The organism is Tsuneonella rigui (genome assembly GCF_003958625.1).
Classification (GTDB): Bacteria; Pseudomonadota; Alphaproteobacteria; order Sphingomonadales; family Sphingomonadaceae; genus Tsuneonella; species Tsuneonella rigui.
The window spans coordinates 89,373-105,807 of sequence record NZ_RSEL01000013.1 but is presented as its reverse complement, the minus strand read 5'-3'; the positions used below and the strand labels follow the sequence as shown (position 1 = coordinate 105,807).

Sequence of the window (16,435 nt, the reverse complement as noted above, 5' to 3'; positions counted from 1 at the left end):
AAGCGCCGTGTTGAGGTGCTAATACACTAGCGATGGCGTTCTGGTCGCGTCCCAAGCCCGAGCCCGAGCCGCCGGCCCACGCCGGTTACTTCGCGCTGCACGAGGCGTACGGCGACGACGAGCCGGCCTACGACAAGTTCAATGACTGGGACCAGCGGCTCGACGCGCTGGAGCCCAAGCCCGCCCGACGCCTCTGGCTTGGCCGGCGGCGACGGTGGTGGATCGTGCGCATCGTCGCCGGCCTGCTGGCGCTGTTCATGCTCATCATCGCGTGGCTCGCGGTCACCGCGCCGCTGTCGAAATCGCTCCAGCCGATCGCCGCGCCTGAGTTGACCCTCCTCGCTAGCGACGGCACTCCGATCGCGCGCAACGGCGCGGTGATCGACGAGCCCGTGGAGGTGAAGAAGCTCCCCAAGCACGTCGTCGAGGCGTTTATCGCGATCGAGGACCGGCGTTTCTATACCCACTGGGGGATCGATCCCCGCGGCATGGCCCGCGCCGCGTGGACCGGATACGGCGGCGGCTCGACGATCACCCAACAACTCGCCAAGTTCACCTTCCTGACGCCCGAGCAGACACTGACCCGCAAGGGCCGCGAGATGCTGATCGCGTTCTGGCTCGAAGCATGGCTGACCAAGGACGAGATCCTCGAACGCTACCTCTCCAATGCCTATTTCGGCGACAACGTCTACGGCCTGCGCGCCGCGAGCCTGCACTACTTCTACCGCCAGCCCGAACGGCTGAAGCCCGAGCAGGCGGCGATGCTTGCGGGCCTGGTCCAGGCGCCCTCGCGCTTCGCGCCTACGAAACACTACGACCGCGCCGTCAAGCGGATGAAGCTGGTGGTGGGGTCGATGGAGGCGATGCACTTCATCACGCCCGCCGAAGCGCGCGCGATGCGGCCGCCCAAGCTCGACGTACGGCCGGACAAGACGATACCGACGGGCACCTACTTCGCCGACTGGGCGCTGCCGCAAGGTCGCCAGCTCGCCGAGGCGGGGTATGGCGGACAGACGCTCACGACCACGCTCGATTCGCGGCTGCAGGGTATTGCCCGGCGGGTGACCCAGCGGGTGCCCGGCAAAGCGCAGGTGGCGCTGGTGGCGATGCGGCCCAATGGCGAAGTGGTCGCGATGATCGGCGGCAAGGATTATTCGCGCTCGCCGTTCAATCGCGCGACCCAGGCACGGCGGCAGCCGGGCTCGACCTTCAAGCTGTTCGTCTGGCTCGCCGCGCTGCGCAGCGGCATGTCGCCCGACGACCGGATCGACAACCGGGAGATCACCACCGGCAGCTACCGGCCGAAGAACGCCGCGGGAAATTATTCCGAATCGATCACGCTCGAGGAGGCTTTCGCGCGCTCCAGCAACGTGGCCGCGGTGCGGCTGCTGCAAACGGTCGGGAGCGACAAGGTCATCGCCACCGCACGCGATCTCGGGGTCACCTCGCCGCTGGCGCCGGGCGACCCCAGCCTCGCGCTCGGCACTTCGACCATGACCCTCTTGGAGCTCACCAGTGCCTATGCAGGCGTGACCGCCAACGAGTTCCCGGTCCAGCCGCGCGCCTTCGCCACGCCCGAGCAGGGCTGGCTCTCCAAGGCGTGGGAATGGAGCAAGCACGAAAGCCTGTCGGGCCGCACGCACTCCGATATCGAGCAATTGCTGAAGGCGACGATCAGCCGCGGGACCGGGCGTGCGGCCGGCCTATCGGTGCCCGCATACGGCAAGACCGGCACCAGCCAGGACTATCGCGATGCGCTGTTCGTCGGATACGCCGGGGACCTGGTGGTCGGCGTCTGGGTCGGCAACGACGACAATACTCCATTGAATGGCGTGACCGGGGGCAGCGTGCCCGCCCGCATCTGGCGGGACTTCATGAGCCAGGCGCTCGGCCGGTCCGCGCCGCGCCCCGCTCCGGCGCCCGGCGCCAGCGAGGATCCAGGCACGCCGGTCGAGCCGATGGACGTGCCCAATCCGGATGCCATCCCCACCGCGGAATTCCCGCTCGGCGACGACCGCTCGCGCGTTCGCATCGGCGGCGAAGGCGTGACGGTAACGACAGATGTCGATGGCGTGCCCGTCGACGTGCGCCTCGGCCGCGACGGTCTGCGGGTGCAGCCCGTTCCTAGTCCGAGCGGGACGCCATCCGCTCCACCGAGCGGACCCTAGGCCGACTCCGCCATCAGGATGTTCATCGTCGCGCTGGCGATCGGCTTGGCCGGATCGTCCTGCCACGCCTCGACCACCAGATTGGCGTTACGCCGCCCGAGCCGGACAATCCGCCCGCGGGCATAGCTCGCCTGCGTCCGTCCGGTGGAGAGATACTGGACCGTGATGTTGATCGGCTTGAGCAAGGGATCGCGGCCTTGGGCGCTTAGCTCGGAGGTCAACGCCGCATAGCCCGCCGTCTCCAGCAAGCCCGCGATCGCGCCGCCATGCCACGCGCCAGGCCGGCCTTCGAGGTCGTGCCGGAACTCCAGCAGCAACGTCGGCGGGCCCGCGCCCTCCTCGGCGACGGACACGCCGAGCGCCTGTGCGTAAGCGGTCAGGCGCACGCTCATCGCATGCGCGCCGGATCGAGGGTCATGAACACGCCCGATACCTCCGCCACCGGATCGGCGAGATCGCCGTCGTGCGCGGTCCCGCGGACGAATGCGGCGGAGCGGGTGCGGCAATAGCAGGTGACCCGGCCGAACACCGATGCGCGTTCGCGTGCGGGGCGGATGTAGTCGACCCTGAGGTCGAGTGTCGCGACCGGGCGGAACTCGCCATTGGCTGCCCAGATCGACATGCCCGCGGCCATGTCCATCAGGCTGACGATGGGGCCGGACGCCAGCACCGGGCGGCGCCCGTCACCAACCAGGTCTGCGCGCCAGGGCAACTCGAGCTCGACCCAGTCGGTGCCGTGATCGCGATAGAGTAGGCCAAGCCAGCCCGGGTGCGCACGGGTCAACACCCAGCGTGACAACAATTCCGCGTTAAAGGCCCCCTGAAACATGTCCATCGCAGGTTTCGTGGCCGCCCGGCACCGCTTTGGCAACCGTAACGCCACACATTGCGCCTGCCGCGCACGCAAAAAAAACGGGGCCCGAAGGCCCCGTTTCAATTTCGCTTCGTCTCAGCTCTTACGGGCTGACGGGATCGTTGTTGTCCTTGGTCGCGATGATGATCGCGGCGATGATCGCAGCGAACGCCAGGATCGCGATGATCCACGAGCTGGCCATCTCGCTGCCCTCTTCGGTCGGGGCAGCAGCGCGCTGCGGCGCGGCCTGTGCGACGACCGGAGCCGCCAGAAGCGTAGTGGCTGCGGCGGCAGCGGCAAGATTGCGGAACTTCATACGGTATCTCCTCGAAGCGCTTATTTTTACCTGTCTCGGGTGCCCTAAGCGAAGGCTTTCAGTCAGGCAACCCCGATTTTTCGGCGTTTGTATGAAAAAGTTAGTACCTTGGACTTTCCGTAAGTGACTGCTGCAATTGAGCAACGCTTTCCAAAGACCGAGCACAATCACCCGCGTCGCAAACTCTCAAACCACGCAACGGTTCCCGGCCTGCTCAACCTTTTTTCGAGACCGAGCGCCGATGAGCGAACGCGCGGCCATCCCTGCACCGGTTGGCCCGATTATTGTTAAGATTTGATTACCGGCCCGGTCCGGGTGAAACCTCCCCACCCTCTTGATATACCCGCTCGCCGCCGACCCAGGTCTGCAGCACCCGCGTCTGCCGGATGTCCTGCGGCGTCGCGAGCAATGGGTCGCGGTCGATCACGACGAAATCCGCCCGCATGCCGGGCTTGAGCTCGCCAAAGCGGGACTCGGCGAATCCGGCATAGGCGCCCTGCGAGGTATATCCGGCCAGCGCGGCCTCACGGCCCACAGTTTCGCCCGGGAACCAGCCCCCGAACGGCTGCCCGTCGGGTCCGGTACGGCTGATCGCCGCGGCCATGCCGGCGAACGGATCGGGCGCTTCCACCGGAGCATCGGAGCCGAAGGCGAGCGGCGCGCCGGTCGCCGCGATCGAGCGCCACGCGTACGCTCCCGCGAGCCGATTCGGACCCAGCCGCGCTTCCGCCATCAGCCTGTCCGAGGTCTGGTGCACCGGCTGCATGGAGGCGATCACTCCATTGCGCCCGAAGCGCGCGATGTCTGCCGGATCGACGATCTGCGCGTGCTCGATCCGCCACCGCCGGTCGCCCTTGTAGGTTTCGGACAGCTCTTCGACCGCGCCCAGGACTTCGGCATTGGCGGCATCGCCGATCGCGTGGACTGCGACCTGGAACTTGTCGAGCGCCGCGCGGCTCATCAGGTTCCGAAGCTGGGTCCCGCTCATCAGCGGCAGACCGGTGTTCTTGGGATCGTCGGCGTAGGGCGCCTTCAACCAGGCGCCGCGCGAACCCAGCGCGCCATCCATGTAGAGCTTGACCCCGCCCATGTGCAGCTTGTCGGCATAGAGCCACGGTGTGGGACCGGGTCCCGCGATCAGCTCCATCGCCGGCACGCCGAAGGCGTAGGCCATCACCCGCACCCGCAGCCAGCCGGCGTCGCCCGCTCGCCGCATGCTCTGCCAGGCCTCGATCGTGGTGCCCATGTCGGCCGCGGCGGTGACCCCCCGTTTGAGCAGGATTTCCTGCGCCTTGGCGAGCGCGAGGTCGTAGTCGTCGGGCCGGGGCGCGGGGACGACCTTGGCGGCGAGGTCCTGCGCATTGTCGACCAGCACCCCGGCTGGCGCGCGCGAGCCGCTCAGCCGCTCGATTCGCCCACCCGCCGGGTCGGCGGTCTGCGCCGTAATGCCGGCGGCGGCGAGCGCGGCGCTGTTCGCCCACTGCGCGTGGCCATCGACCCGCGACAGCAGCACCGGGCGATCCGAGACCGCCGCATCGAGCTCCGCGGCGGTGGGAAACCGGCCCAGGCCCCAGACCTCCTGGTTCCAGCCGCGCCCGATGATCCACTTCCGGTCGGGATATTTCGCCGCATACTCGCGGATCTTCGCCTGCGCTTCGGCCAGCGAGCGTGTGTCGGTCAGGTCCAGCGTGAGCGCGCCGAAGCCAAGCTCCATGATGTGCAGGTGCGAATCGATCAGGCCCGGGATCACCACCGCGCCCTTGCCGTCGACCGCGAAATCGGTCCGCGGGCGCTTGTCCTTGCGGTCGAGCAGCTGCTTCACCTTGCCATCGTCATCGATCCAGATGCCGGTGAAGCGGGTGACGTGACCCTGCCGGTCGACCGATTCACCCTGGATATTATCGACCAGGGTGTCGGCCATGGCCGGTGCGGAGGCAGCTGCGAGCAGGAGCGCGGCGATGGAAAGCGATTTCATGCGCCCGGTTAGGCGAGCGCGGCGCTCTTCTTCAAGACCTGATAGGCTTCCACCACCCGGATAAGCCGGCCTTCATGGCTGCGATCGCCGCCGTTGCGATCAGGATGGTAACGGCGGACGAGCTCGCTGTAGCGCTTGCGCAGCGCGGTCCGGTCGAGGTCTGGCTCCAGCCCCATCATGTCGAGCGCGGCGCGCTCCTCGCCGGTGAAGCGGTGGCTACGCGCCGTGCTCTGTGCCCGGCGGCGGATGTCGGTGGCACGCGCGCCGATCGCGTCCAGCGGATCGTCGAAGTCGGCCCAGCGCGGCACGCCGTCGACCCCCGCGTCGGCGCGGAAGGCGCGCGTGGTGCTGGAGTTCGCCCAGCCCGCCGCCGGGTGCTGCGCCGCGACGATCTCGTCGGCAGTCATTCCGGCGAACCAGTTGTAGCTGGAATTGAACGCGCGGACGTGGTCGAGGCAGAACCAGCGCCATTGGCCCGGCCCGTCGAAGCCCGCCAATCGATCGCTCGGCGCGCGGAATTCGCCCGGCTCCTCGCACCCGACTGCTTCGCAGGCTTGCCCGCTGTCTTCATTCCGGCCATGAAATTTGTGCGGCTTCACAGGTTGCCATCTGGCGGCAGGCTGCCGCGATTTCAACGTGCCGGGCGGCGAACCGTGGGACCGGAGAGAAGGATCGAATGGAGCCGCAGCGCACGATCCGTCCGGTGGGAGAACGGTGGATCCAGGTGATCGACGGTGCGTTCGATCCGGCGTTCGTGGCCATGCTCGACCGGTGGCTGCACAAGCTCGCGTTCGTGCGGGAGGATTACGACAACGACGGCGCGACGGCGTTCCTGCACTTCGTTCACGACATCGCGCTGGACAAGCTGGATGCGCAGCCGCTCTATCGCCAGCTCCACTCGATAGTGCAGCGTGAGGTCGAGCATGCTTACGGTGCGCTGGCACCCGCGCTCTACCGGTCGCAGATCAATCTTGGGCCCTACGGCGACCATTACACCGCGCACATCGACAACAACCAGGGGGTGACCGCGATCTACTTCGCCAATGCCGAGTGGCGGGAGGAGTGGCAGGGGGAGACGCTGTTCTATGCCGACGGCGAGCCGGTGACCGCGGTCGCGCCGCGCCCCGGCCGGCTGGCGCTGCTGCCCGGAGACATGGTGCATCGCGTCGGTGCGCCATCGCGCCTGTTCGCCGGCGCGCGTTACACCATCGCGTTCAAATACAGCACCTCGGAGAAACCATCGTGACCGGACCGCTCGCCCAGGAAATGACCGAGCTGCTCACTGCCGCCTTCGCGCCGACGCACCTCGAAGTGATCAACGATAGCGCCAAGCACCGCGGCCATTCGGGCGACGACGGCAGCGGCGAATCGCATTTTACGGTAGCGATCGAGAGCGCCGCGTTCGCAGGCAAGTCGCGGCTGGAGCGGCAGCGGATGGTCAACGCGGCGCTGGGCGACATTCCCGGCAACCGGGTGCACGCGCTCGCCATCCGCGCTTTCGCGCCGGGGCAAGCGTGATGCTGGACCTGTGGTACTGGCCCTCGATCCCCGGCCGAGGGGAGTTCGTGCGGCTGGCGCTGGAGGCAGCGGAAGTGCCCTACCGCGACCGCGCGCGCGACGAGGGCGTGGAGGCGCTGGTCGCCGACATGAAGCCGAGGCACGGCATCAAGCCATTCGCCCCACCCTACATCACCTGCGAGGTCGAGGGGCGCGAGGTGACCATCGCGCAGGTCGGCCACATTCTCACCTGGCTGGCCGACGCGCACGGCTTCGGGGCGAGCGACCTGCCGAAAGACCTCGAACTGATCATGTTGCAATTGACGGTCAGCGACGTGGTGGCCGAAGTTCACGCGGTGCATCACCCAGTCGGAGTCAGCGCCTACTACGAAGACCAGAAGGACGCCGCGCTGGTGGCGGCGAAGCACTTCCGGGAGGAGCGCATTCCCAAATTCCTCGGCTATTTCGAGGATGCGCTGAGTGCCATCGACGGCCCGTTCGTGCTCGGCGCGAAGTGGAGCCACGTCGACACCTCGCTGTTCCAGCTCGTCGAAGGCCTGCGCTTCATGTTCCCCAAGCGGATGGCCGCGGTCGAAGCTGACTTCCCCAAACTGATCGCTTGCCACGACGCGGTCGCCGCACTGCCCGGCATCAAGGCCTACCGCGCCTCCGACCGCTGCATCCCTTTCAACCAGGACGGCATATTTCGTCACTATCCGGAGCTCGACGCCGCATGAGCGTGATCGACACCATCCAGCCAGTCACCCACGACCTCGGCCAGTTCCAGGTCCGACGCGTGCTGCCGAGCCGGGGGCGGACGATGGTCGGGCCCTTCATCTTCGTCGACGAGTTCGGCCCCGCCCAGCTCGACGTCGGCGCGGGAATGGACGTGCGGCCGCACCCGCACATCAACCTCGCGACGGTGACCTGGCTGTTCGAGGGCGCGATCGACCATCGCGACAGCCTCGGCACTTTCGCCACCATCCGACCGGGGCAGGTCAACCTGATGACCGCCGGGCGCGGGATCGTCCATTCGGAGCGCTCGCCCGCCGAGGAGCGGCAGGGCGGCAAGCTCTACGGCATGCAGACCTGGCTCGCGCTGCCCGATGGGGCGGAGGAGATCGACCCGACATTCGAGGCGCAGACCGGACTGCCGATCGTCGAGGACACCTGCGCGAAGGCCACCGTGATCATGGGCGAGTTGTGGGGCGCCCGCGCGCCGACCACCACCCACGCCGCGACGATCTACGCCGAGATCGTACTCGCCGCCTCGGGCGCGCTGCCCATCGATGCGGTGGCGGACGAGCGCGCGGTGATGCTCGTCGGCGGCGAGGCGACGCTCGATGGTCATCCGCTCGACCCATACGTACTGACCGTGCTCGCGCCCGGCGCGGCGATGCGGCTGGCGTCGGACACCGGCGGGCGGGTGATGCTGCTCGGCGGCGAGGCGTTCCAGACCAAGCGCCACGTATGGTGGAACTTCGTCAGCTCGAGCCGCGAGCGGATCAACCAGGCCAAGGACGACTGGCGTGCGGGCAACTTCCCGCGGGTGCCGGGCGAGCACGAATTCATCCCCATCCCCGAAGTCCCCAATACGGTGAGCTACCCATGACTACACGAGGACAAGTCGCCTGGATCACCGGCGCATCGAGCGGCATCGGCGCGGCGCTCGCGCGCGGCTGGGCGAGCCGCGGCGGGCACGTGATCCTGTCGGGCCGCGACGAGGCGCGGCTGGCCGAGGTCGCGGGATCGCTCACTGGCGAGACGCTGGTGCTGCCGTTCGACGTGCGCGACGATGCCGCGCTCGCCGATGCGACCGCCAAGGCGCTGGCGTGGAAGGGCGGCGTAGATCTGGCGGTTGCCAACGCGGGCATCTCGCAGCGCTCGATGGCGCTCGAGACCGACATGCGGGTTTATCGCGAGATCATCGAGGTCGACCTCATCGCCCAGATCGCCTTCGCGCAGGGCCTTATCGGGCCGATGAGCAAGCGAGGCAGCGGGGCGCTGGCGTTCATTTCCTCGATCGCCGGCAAAGTCGGAGTGCCGATGCGCACGGCCTACTCCGCCGCCAAGTTCGGCCTCTCCGGCTATGCCGACGCGCTGCGCGGCGAGCTGTCGCAAAGCGGCCTCACGGTCCACGCGATCTACCCCGGCTCGATCCGCACCGACGTCAGCCGCAATGCGCTGACCGCCGACGGCTCGGCCCGCGGGCGCAGCGACAAGGTGATCGACGAAGGCATCGACCCCGATGTCGCCGCCACCGAGATGCTCGACGCCATCGCTGCCGGCACGCGCGAGATCATCGTCGCGCAGGGCGGCGAGAAGGCGATGGGCGAGGCGCGCCGTACGCCCGACGCGCTGTTCGATCAGGTCGCGGGGATGGTCGCGGCAGGCTACATGGAACGGATGAAGGGAGAATAGCCATGAACCGGGTCACGCTCGAAAACGGCATCGCGCTCGATGTGGTCGACGAAGGCCCGGCCGACGCGCCGGCGCTGATTTTCTTGCACGGCTTTCCCGAAAGCCACCGCACCTGGCGCCACCAGGTCGCGCACTTTTCGGACCGCTTCCGCTGCGTCGCGCCCGACCAGCGCGGCTATCGCGGATCGTCCAAGCCGCCGGCGGTGAGCGACTACACGCCCGACAAGCTGATCGGCGACGTATTCCAGCTGGCCGACGCGCTCGACATCGACACGTTCACTGTGCTCGGCCACGACTGGGGCGGCGCGATCGCCTGGGGCACGGCCATCGCCGGGCAAATGAACGGCCGGGTCACGCGCGCGGTGATCGCCAATGCACCGCATCCGGCGGTGTTCCAGAAGCTGCTCTACACCAACTCGCACCAGCGCGAATCGAGCCAGTACATGCGCGGCTTCCGCGATCCCAAGAACGACGCGCTGGTGCGCGAGATGGGCCTCGCCGGCATCCTGCTGCAGGAGATCAAGTGGGACAGCGGCGACGTGATGGAGCCCGAAGAACGCGCCGAGCTCTTAAAGGACTGGCAGGACCGTGACGCCGCCTTCGCCATGCTCAACTGGTATCGCGCGAGCCCGATCGACATCCCGCCGCTCGACGCGCCATACGAGCTGCCCGCCGGCTGGAGTCCCCCGCCGCTCCCCAACCTGACCATCCCGACGCTGGTGGTTTGGGGCATGAACGACCTCGCTCTGCCCCCGGAGAATCTCGAAGGCCTGGATGAGATCATCGATGACTTGACCGTGGTGGAAGTGCCTGGCAGCGGCCACTTCGTCCCGTGGGAAGCAGCCGGCGAGGTTAACGCCGCGATCGAGGACTTCCTCACGCGCACCGCCTGATCGCTCCAAATCGGCGTTGATTTCCCACCGGAAATAGCCGGCGCGCCATTGTGCACAGCGTTAACCTAGAGTAGGTTTCATTTCAGGTTCGATCGCAAGGCCTCCAAATGAAGCAGCTCACCGATTTCGGAAGGGCGTACCTGCACCTGTGCACCGCGTTGCGGCTGGCCGACGAGCTCGGCCTGTCGATGGCCGGCGCGCGGATGAGCGCAGCCCTCGATGCCATGGAAAGTTCAGGTAACGCCCTCGACATCGATCTCGCCAGTTTGCGCGGGGTCGAGTGGCCGGAACTGCCGGGGGCCGTGCCGCACTGATATCGGTCGCTAGTTGATGATTTCCGCGGTGCTGTCCGACAGCAGTGCGGACAATCGCTCGCGCCACATCTGCAAGGCTTCGGGAGTCAGCCGCGTCCAGTCGGTAACCTCTCGCACGATCTTGATCGGCGCGCTGGAGCGATACGATCGCGTCGGATTGCCGGGGAATTTCTTGTCGGTGACGTTGGGATCGTTCTCGAACGCCCCGGTCGGCTCGACCTCGTACACCCGTGGGACGGCGTTCCCTCCGGCAAGCTCCACGGCAATCTCGGCGGCAAGTCCGGCACCGTCCTTGAGCGCGGTGAAGTAGATGTGGTTCATCACCACGTCGGGCCGATAGTTCGAGCGGAACCCGGCGGTCAGCAGGTCGCCCGCGCGCAGGTCGGCGATCGTACCGTGATAGAACGGTCCTTCGTCGAACGTTTGGCTCACGCGTGATGCTCCTGATCCCTCGTGCCTCAGCAACCTCGGGTGAAAGGCACTCTCCACCCGGCCCACTGCCGTCCGCATGGTGCCCTCGACCGAGGTCGTTTCCATCCAATGATCGACAGTCCGCTTGGTTCAAGAGGGATTGCAATCGCATTCGATCATCGGGGGAACGTCGCGCAATGATCCGGACCAGCTTGCTGCTCGCTACATTTTTTCTAGCGATGACATCGACGATGCTCGCAGCGCAGTCGCGCAGCATCGATGACGATGTCGCATATTGCGAAGAGTACTACGGCACCATCGATGCCAAGAGATACGCCGACGTCGCCGCTTCGGTGGAGACGAGCGGCGAGCTAAAGAGCCTCGCGTACGAATTGAAGTACAAGCAGAAAGAACGGCGCGAATGCCTCGAACCCCTTCGCGAGCGGGCCAAGTCCGACCCGGCCTCGCTCAAACGTCTGGACGCGATGCTCGGCTCGAACGACAAGACGATGGTCGATCGTTTTGCGGTCGCGAAAGCGGAATTCGAAGCGAATGTCGTGAAGTACCTGGACCCCGCGCTGTATTTCGGCAAGCCCGACATTGCTCCGTACAAAGCCGCGCTGGTGTCGGCGCGCAACGTGCCGAGTTTCCGGTCGGCGTGCGGAACCTTTGATTTCTCCTATGTGCCGGTGGAAAAGCGTGCGGTCGACGCAGCGCGCGCCCGGCACGAGGCGTTCAAAACATGCTTCGACAAATTTACGGATCGGGCGGCGCAGATTTCGGTAAACGAATTCGGCAGCTACCAGGTCGCGGCACAACGGCTGGCGGGCACGCTACCCTACACCTGCTCCCGCTGGGCGAAACCGAATTGCGTGCCCGACGAGAACTGGAAGAGGTTCGGGGGCGAGCTCTTCACGCAGAAGAATCGGGCGGCCGTAGATGCCGCCGAAGAGCGTCTGAAGGCCGAGACCGATCTCGCTTACGAGACCGACCGCCGGGTCAGCGAGTGGGTACGGGAACTGAGCGCCCGCATTCGGGCCGCCAACGGGAACTGACGGACGAACGTTTCCGCGGAAGGCGACCTCGTTTACCACCCGACCTCGCTCACCCCATCCACTTGATCCACGCCCCGTGCGGGTGCGCTTCGGTGAGGATCCGCCCCTTCTCGCCGCCAGGCCAGTAACGCACCACCATCTCATGCCGGTGCGTGTCGCGGTTGGCTTCGAGGGCAATCCACGCGAGCGGGCGGTCGGCGGAGGCCTGCGCGCCGGCGGCCTCCATCGCGGCGGTGACGCGGGCCTGCTGATCCTTGGGCACATACTGCCAGACGATCGAGTGCATCAGAACGCGCGTAGTGCCGGCGTCCTGCGGGCGGGCCAGTTCGGCCTCGACGAAGTCGGCGGCGTTCGCCTCAACCAGGTCGGGCGCCTTCGCCCGCGCAGCCTTGATCGCGGCGTCCATCCGCTCGAACCGCACGCCATGCTCGGGCCAGATGTAGCCCCTGAGCCGCAGCGCCTGAGCCGGGTCGGTCAGGTCGACCGGGGCGACGTCGCAGCCCTTGAGACTGGCGATCTCGATCGCGTGCGCGGGCGGCGCATCCCCCTGCCAGTCGGGGGTGAAGGCCATCACCGGATCGGCCGGCCCAACCTTCACGCCGCCGAGATCGTAGGCATAGCGGTCGATCATCAGGTTGATCCCCGCACTCGACCCGATCTCGAGGCACGCGAACCGCGCGGGCAGGCCCCGGTCGGCCAGCCACAGCATCGCGGCAATGAAGTTCGACGAGCGCCCCGCCTCGTTGGTTTGCGGCGGGCCGTCGAGCGAGGTCATCAACCGTTCCTCGTGCCGCGCGATGGCGTCGCGCACGATGGCGACGTCGTCCGCGTCCTCTCCGCGATAGATCGCACCCAAAGCCGGTTCGTCGCCCGAAAGCGATAGTGCATGGAGCCCGCCGGCGATGCGCAGCGGCAGCGCATCGGCCAGCGGAGCGCCCTGCCAGCCGCGGATGCGGTCGAGCAGCGCACCGGGCGTGCCGTCCTCCAGCAGCACCGCCACCGCCCCCACCACCCGCGCGGTGATCGGCGCGTCGGCAGCGGTGCAATAAGCGACCTGGTTGGAGAACGCGGTCGCCACGGTCCCCACGCCCTTGGCGTCCATATCGACCCGCTGATACTTCGGATTGGCCCCGAGGCCCGAAATCGTGTCAGCCATCTGGCGTTGCCCTTTCGAATGGTGCGCCCTAAGCGCGCCGCCATGCGCCAGCCGCTGACATTCGCCGTCCCGAAAGGGCGTATCCTCGACGAGGCGCTGCCGCTGATGGCGCGCGCGGGCGTGGTGCCCGAAGCGGGGTTTCACGACAAGGGCGACCGCCGGCTGGCTTTTCCTTGCGAGGATGAAGATTTCCGCCTCATCCGCGTGCGCGCGTTCGACGTCGCCACCTTCGTCGCCCATGGCGCTGCGCAGGCGGGCATCGTCGGCGCCGACGTGATCGAGGAATTCGACTACTCCGATCTCTATGCCCCGGTCGATCTCGGCATCGGCAAGTGCCGCCTCTCGGTCGCTGAGCCCGCCGCTGGGGCCGCGTCGATCGACGGCGCGAGCCACATCCGCGTCGCCACGAAGTACCCTGCCCTCACCCGCCGCCACTTCGAGGCGCGCGGGGTCCAGGCTGAGTGCGTCAAGCTCAACGGAGCGATGGAGATCGCCCCCGCGCTCGGACTGGCGGGCCGGATCGTCGATCTGGTCGAAAGCGGCCGCACGCTGGTCGACAACGGCCTGGTTGAGACCGCGACGATCATGGAGGTAACCGCGCGCCTGATCGTCAACCGTGCCGCGCTCAAGACCGACCCGCGCGTCGCCGCGCTGGTCGAGCGGTTCCGGGAACTGGCCGCATGAAGCTGCTGCGCACCACCGACAGTGGCTTCGACGCCGCGTTCCGCCGGATCGTCGAGGACCGGCGCGAGAGCGAGGGTGATGTCGCCGCCGATGTCGCCGCGATCATCGCCCGCGTCCGCGTCAAGGGCGACGCGGCGCTGTCCGAATACACCCAGCGGTTCGACGATCACCAGCTCACCGAAGAAGGTGACTGGCGCATCACACCCGCCGAGTGCCGCTCGGCGTTCGAGGCGCTCGAGCCGGGCTTGCGCGATGCGCTGACCCTCGCCGCCGACCGCATCCGCGCCTTCCACCAGAAGCAGCGCCCCGCCGACAGCGACGAGATCGACGCCGCCGGCGTCCGCCTCGGCTCGCGTTGGCGGCCGGTCGATGCCGCGGGCCTCTATGTTCCCGGCGGGCGCGCGGCCTATCCCTCCTCGCTGCTGATGAACGCGATTCCCGCCAAGGTCGCGGGAGTCGAGCGGCTGGTGGTCGTGACCCCGACGCCGGGCGGCAAGACCAATCCGCTGGTGCTCGCCGCCGCGCACATCGCGGAGGTGGACGAGATCTGGCGCATCGGCGGAGCGCAGGCGATCGCCGCGCTCGCTTACGGTACCGAGCGGATCGCGCGGGTCGATGTCGTTACCGGACCGGGCAACGCCTGGGTCGCGGAGGCCAAGCGCCAGCTCTACGGCGTGGTCGGCATCGACATGGTCGCGGGACCGAGCGAGATCCTGGTCATCGCCGATGCGAAGAACGATCCCGACTGGATTGCCGCCGACCTTCTGAGCCAGGCCGAGCACGATCCCGACGCGCAGTCGATCCTGATCACCGACGACGAGGACTTCGCCGACCAGGTCGCCGATCGGATCGACGTGCAGTGCGCGATGCTCAGCACCCGCCGCACCGCGCAGAAGAGCTGGGACGACCACGGGGTGATCGTGGTGGTCGAGCGGCTCGACCAGGCGATCCCCCTCGCCAACCAGCTCGCCGCCGAGCACGTCGAACTCGCGGTCGATGATCCCGCCCCGTTCCTCGACAACATCCGCCACGCCGGCAGCGTGTTCATGGGCCGCATGGCGCCCGAGGCGGTCGGCGATTACGTCGCCGGGCCCAACCACGTCCTTCCTACCGGGCGCCGCGCGCGCTTTTCCAGCGGGCTGTCGGTGCTCGACTTCATGAAGCGGACCAGCTTCATCGAGCTCGACGACGCTGCTTTCGCCAACATCGGCCCCGCCGCCGCCGCGCTCGCGCATGCCGAGGGGCTGCCGGCGCACGCCAATTCGATCGAGGTTCGCCTGACATGACCGCTTCGCCCCGCTCCCAGGCCCGCTCGGCCGCCCGCCTCGCCGCGGTTCAGGCGCTCTACCAGCACCAGCTTGAGAACACGCCGACGGCGCGCCTACTCGACGAATTCCACCAGCACCGCCTCGGCATGACCGACGACGAGGAGGACGCCGAATTCGCCGATGCCGAAGTCGATTTCTTCGACGACCTCGTGAAAGGCGCGCTCGCCCGCCGCGAGGAGATCGACGAGCTGCTGACGAGCAAGCTCGCCGAGGGCTGGACGCTGCGCCGGCTCGACAAGACCATGCTGCAGATCCTGCGCGCCGGCGCCTACGAACTGCTCGCCCGCCCCGACGTGCCGGTCGCCGCCGCGATCAGCGAGTGGGTCGACGTCGCCAAGGCCTTCTTCGACGACCGCGAGGCCAAGTTCGTCAACGGCGTGCTCGACGCGGTGGCGAAGAGCGTCCGCTGACCGGCGAACGCGCCTTCATCGAACGCTTACGCGGGCTGGCGACCGACCCCGCCGCCCGCAACCTGGCCGACGACGCCGCCGTCCTCGAAGTGGGCGGCGAGACGCTTGTCCTGACCCACGACATGATGGTCGAGGGCGTCCATTGGCTCCCCGGCCAGGACATGGCCGATGTGGCGTGGAAGCTCGTCGCGGTGAACCTGTCCGATCTCGCCGCCAAAGGTGCTCGGCCGCTCGGGGTGCTGTTCGGCTACATGTTCGGCGACCAGAACGAGCGCTTCATCGACGGCCTCGGCGATGCGCTCGCGGCGTTCGACGTCCCGCTGCTGGGCGGCGACACGGTCTCGGGCGGCCCGCCGCAATCGCTAGGCCTGACCGCGATCGGCCAGGCGACGCATCGCCCCGTCCCCTCCCGCTCGGGCGCTCAGCCGGGAGATGCGCTATGGCTCACCGGCCCCGTCGGGGCCGCGATGATGGGCTACGAGGCCTTGCGCGATAGCACCGGCGCCGACAGCGAGGCCTACCGCCGCCCGCGCCCGCTCCTCGCTGAGGGCCACGCGCTTGCGCCGCACGTCACGGCGATGATGGACGTCTCGGATGGCGTGCTGCTGGATGCCTCGCGGCTGGCCGAAGCGAGCGGAGTCACCATCGACATCGCCACCGAGAAAGTGCCCGTCGCCGCGCCCGAACACCGCCGCGCCGATGCGCTGCGCTGGGGAGACGACTACCAGCTTCTCTTCACCGCCCCCGACGGACAGCAGCCACCCGTTTCAGCCCATCGCATCGGTACGGTCCTCCCGCCCGGCGCCGCCCCACTCGTCCTCAACGGCGCCCCGACCGCGCTCGGCGACAGCCTCGGCTATCAGCACTAACGCCTACCCCGGTGAAACTCGCGCGTTTCGCTCTTGCGCGCCCGAGTCGCTTGCCTATACCCGGCGCCTCAATGCCGCTCGGGAG

Annotated in this window: 20 protein-coding genes; 13 read left to right on the top strand and 7 right to left on the bottom strand. The window is 67.8% G+C overall.

Features of this window, described 5'->3' with window-relative positions:
- Positions 1-32: 32 nt before the first annotated feature.
- The gene (locus tag ELY12_RS04955; protein ID WP_126175592.1) at positions 33-2,168 is read left to right on the top strand and encodes a transglycosylase domain-containing protein; all 2,136 of its coding nucleotides are present in this window, start codon (positions 33-35) and stop codon (positions 2,166-2,168) included.
- Here the strand turns inward: ELY12_RS04955 and ELY12_RS04950 are convergent.
- From ELY12_RS04950 to ELY12_RS04930, 5 genes are all read right to left on the bottom strand, one after another.
- Complete coding sequence (locus ELY12_RS04950; protein WP_126175591.1) at positions 2,165-2,560, bottom strand: PaaI family thioesterase; 396 nt, start codon at positions 2,558-2,560, stop codon at positions 2,165-2,167. The two genes, ELY12_RS04955 and ELY12_RS04950, sit on opposite strands and share 4 nt — an antisense overlap.
- The gene (locus tag ELY12_RS04945; protein WP_126175820.1) at positions 2,557-2,997 is read right to left on the bottom strand and encodes a PaaI family thioesterase; all 441 of its coding nucleotides are present in this window, start codon (positions 2,995-2,997) and stop codon (positions 2,557-2,559) included. The genes ELY12_RS04950 and ELY12_RS04945 overlap by 4 nt, the downstream gene beginning before the upstream one ends.
- A 127-nt stretch (positions 2,998-3,124) precedes the next feature.
- Positions 3,125-3,337: a hypothetical protein gene (locus tag ELY12_RS04940; RefSeq protein WP_126175590.1), complete on the bottom strand. Its 213-nt coding sequence runs from the start codon at positions 3,335-3,337 to the stop codon at positions 3,125-3,127.
- A 298-nt stretch (positions 3,338-3,635) separates the two neighbouring features.
- Entirely contained in the window at positions 3,636-5,312 is a 1,677-nt protein-coding gene (locus ELY12_RS04935) for an amidohydrolase (protein WP_126175589.1), read from the bottom strand.
- An 8-nt stretch (positions 5,313-5,320) separates the two neighbouring features.
- Positions 5,321-5,911: a J domain-containing protein gene (locus ELY12_RS04930; protein WP_126175588.1), complete on the bottom strand. Its 591-nt coding sequence runs from the start codon at positions 5,909-5,911 to the stop codon at positions 5,321-5,323.
- Positions 5,912-5,988: 77 nt separating this feature from the next.
- Here ELY12_RS04930 and ELY12_RS04925 point away from each other — a divergent pair, with 77 nt between their 5' ends.
- From ELY12_RS04925 to ELY12_RS04895, 7 genes are all read left to right on the top strand, one after another.
- Positions 5,989-6,558 carry a 2OG-Fe(II) oxygenase gene (locus ELY12_RS04925; RefSeq protein WP_126175587.1) on the top strand — a complete coding sequence of 190 codons (570 nt, stop codon included), beginning with the start codon at positions 5,989-5,991 and terminating at the stop codon, positions 6,556-6,558.
- Positions 6,555-6,830 (top strand): BolA family protein, encoded by a 276-nt coding sequence (locus ELY12_RS04920; protein WP_479258776.1) that lies wholly within the window; start codon positions 6,555-6,557, stop codon positions 6,828-6,830. The genes ELY12_RS04925 and ELY12_RS04920 overlap by 4 nt, the downstream gene beginning before the upstream one ends.
- Complete coding sequence (locus tag ELY12_RS04915) at positions 6,827-7,546, top strand: glutathione S-transferase (protein WP_126175586.1); 720 nt, start codon at positions 6,827-6,829, stop codon at positions 7,544-7,546. The genes ELY12_RS04920 and ELY12_RS04915 overlap by 4 nt, the downstream gene beginning before the upstream one ends.
- Positions 7,543-8,421, top strand: a complete 879-nt coding sequence (locus tag ELY12_RS04910) for a pirin family protein (protein WP_126175585.1) — start codon at positions 7,543-7,545, stop codon at positions 8,419-8,421. Before ELY12_RS04915 ends, ELY12_RS04910 begins: the two co-directional genes overlap by 4 nt.
- Complete coding sequence (locus ELY12_RS04905; protein ID WP_126175584.1) at positions 8,418-9,230, top strand: SDR family NAD(P)-dependent oxidoreductase; 813 nt, start codon at positions 8,418-8,420, stop codon at positions 9,228-9,230. Before ELY12_RS04910 ends, ELY12_RS04905 begins: the two co-directional genes overlap by 4 nt.
- A 2-nt stretch (positions 9,231-9,232) precedes the next feature.
- On the top strand, positions 9,233-10,123 hold the full coding sequence (locus ELY12_RS04900) for an alpha/beta fold hydrolase (protein WP_126175583.1): 891 nt from the start codon (positions 9,233-9,235) through the stop codon (positions 10,121-10,123).
- Between the two features lie 107 nt (positions 10,124-10,230).
- Positions 10,231-10,437 (top strand): hypothetical protein, encoded by a 207-nt coding sequence (locus tag ELY12_RS04895; protein WP_126175582.1) that lies wholly within the window; start codon positions 10,231-10,233, stop codon positions 10,435-10,437.
- A gap of 9 nt (positions 10,438-10,446) precedes the next feature.
- On the opposite strand, the gene arr is transcribed toward ELY12_RS04895, so the two are convergent.
- Positions 10,447-10,869, bottom strand: coding sequence for an NAD(+)--rifampin ADP-ribosyltransferase (gene arr / locus ELY12_RS04890; protein WP_126175581.1), 423 nt, complete (start codon positions 10,867-10,869; stop codon positions 10,447-10,449).
- A 176-nt stretch (positions 10,870-11,045) separates the two neighbouring features.
- Between arr and ELY12_RS04885 the strand changes: the two genes are divergently transcribed.
- Positions 11,046-11,903 (top strand): hypothetical protein, encoded by an 858-nt coding sequence (locus ELY12_RS04885; RefSeq protein ID WP_126175580.1) that lies wholly within the window; start codon positions 11,046-11,048, stop codon positions 11,901-11,903.
- 49 nt (positions 11,904-11,952) lie between these two features.
- Here ELY12_RS04885 and ELY12_RS04880 read toward each other — a convergent pair whose 3' ends face one another.
- Complete coding sequence (locus ELY12_RS04880) at positions 11,953-13,059, bottom strand: DUF2332 domain-containing protein (protein ID WP_126175579.1); 1,107 nt, start codon at positions 13,057-13,059, stop codon at positions 11,953-11,955.
- A 42-nt stretch (positions 13,060-13,101) separates the two neighbouring features.
- Between ELY12_RS04880 and hisG the strand changes: the two genes are divergently transcribed.
- From hisG to thiL, 4 genes are read left to right on the top strand one after another with little or no spacing between them, the layout of a single operon-like run.
- The gene (gene hisG / locus ELY12_RS04875) at positions 13,102-13,743 is read left to right on the top strand and encodes an ATP phosphoribosyltransferase (protein ID WP_126175578.1); all 642 of its coding nucleotides are present in this window, start codon (positions 13,102-13,104) and stop codon (positions 13,741-13,743) included.
- The gene (gene hisD, locus ELY12_RS04870) at positions 13,740-15,029 is read left to right on the top strand and encodes a histidinol dehydrogenase (protein ID WP_126175577.1); all 1,290 of its coding nucleotides are present in this window, start codon (positions 13,740-13,742) and stop codon (positions 15,027-15,029) included. Before hisG ends, hisD begins: the two co-directional genes overlap by 4 nt.
- Positions 15,026-15,481 carry a transcription antitermination factor NusB gene (gene nusB, locus ELY12_RS04865; RefSeq protein WP_126175576.1) on the top strand — a complete coding sequence of 152 codons (456 nt, stop codon included), beginning with the start codon at positions 15,026-15,028 and terminating at the stop codon, positions 15,479-15,481. Before hisD ends, nusB begins: the two co-directional genes overlap by 4 nt.
- Entirely contained in the window at positions 15,478-16,350 is an 873-nt protein-coding gene (gene thiL, locus ELY12_RS04860) for a thiamine-phosphate kinase (RefSeq protein WP_126175818.1), read from the top strand. The genes nusB and thiL overlap by 4 nt, the downstream gene beginning before the upstream one ends.
- Positions 16,351-16,435: the final 85 nt, after the last annotated feature.

Bases quoted from the DNA above. Each gene is read 5' to 3' on its own strand.
- ELY12_RS04940 (WP_126175590.1), bottom strand. From the start codon at position 3,337: ATGAAGTTCCGCAATCTTGCCGCTGCCGCCGCAGCCACTACGCTTCTG.
- ELY12_RS04880 (WP_126175579.1), bottom strand. From the start codon at position 13,059: ATGGCTGACACGATTTCGGGCCTCGGGGCCAATCCGAAGTATCAGCGG.
- ELY12_RS04905 (WP_126175584.1), top strand. From the start codon at position 8,418: ATGACTACACGAGGACAAGTCGCCTGGATCACCGGCGCATCGAGCGGC.
- ELY12_RS04895 (WP_126175582.1), top strand. From the start codon at position 10,231: ATGAAGCAGCTCACCGATTTCGGAAGGGCGTACCTGCACCTGTGCACC.
- ELY12_RS04910 (WP_126175585.1), top strand. From the start codon at position 7,543: ATGAGCGTGATCGACACCATCCAGCCAGTCACCCACGACCTCGGCCAG.
- ELY12_RS04885 (WP_126175580.1), top strand. From the start codon at position 11,046: ATGATCCGGACCAGCTTGCTGCTCGCTACATTTTTTCTAGCGATGACA.
- hisD (WP_126175577.1), top strand. From the start codon at position 13,740: ATGAAGCTGCTGCGCACCACCGACAGTGGCTTCGACGCCGCGTTCCGC.
- ELY12_RS04950 (WP_126175591.1), bottom strand. From the start codon at position 2,560: ATGAGCGTGCGCCTGACCGCTTACGCACAGGCGCTCGGCGTGTCCGTC.
- ELY12_RS04955 (WP_126175592.1), top strand. From the start codon at position 33: ATGGCGTTCTGGTCGCGTCCCAAGCCCGAGCCCGAGCCGCCGGCCCAC.
- hisG (WP_126175578.1), top strand. From the start codon at position 13,102: ATGCGCCAGCCGCTGACATTCGCCGTCCCGAAAGGGCGTATCCTCGAC.
- ELY12_RS04900 (WP_126175583.1), top strand. From the start codon at position 9,233: ATGAACCGGGTCACGCTCGAAAACGGCATCGCGCTCGATGTGGTCGAC.
- ELY12_RS04945 (WP_126175820.1), bottom strand. From the start codon at position 2,997: ATGTTTCAGGGGGCCTTTAACGCGGAATTGTTGTCACGCTGGGTGTTG.
- ELY12_RS04925 (WP_126175587.1), top strand. From the start codon at position 5,989: ATGGAGCCGCAGCGCACGATCCGTCCGGTGGGAGAACGGTGGATCCAG.
- ELY12_RS04935 (WP_126175589.1), bottom strand. From the start codon at position 5,312: ATGAAATCGCTTTCCATCGCCGCGCTCCTGCTCGCAGCTGCCTCCGCA.
- nusB (WP_126175576.1), top strand. From the start codon at position 15,026: ATGACCGCTTCGCCCCGCTCCCAGGCCCGCTCGGCCGCCCGCCTCGCC.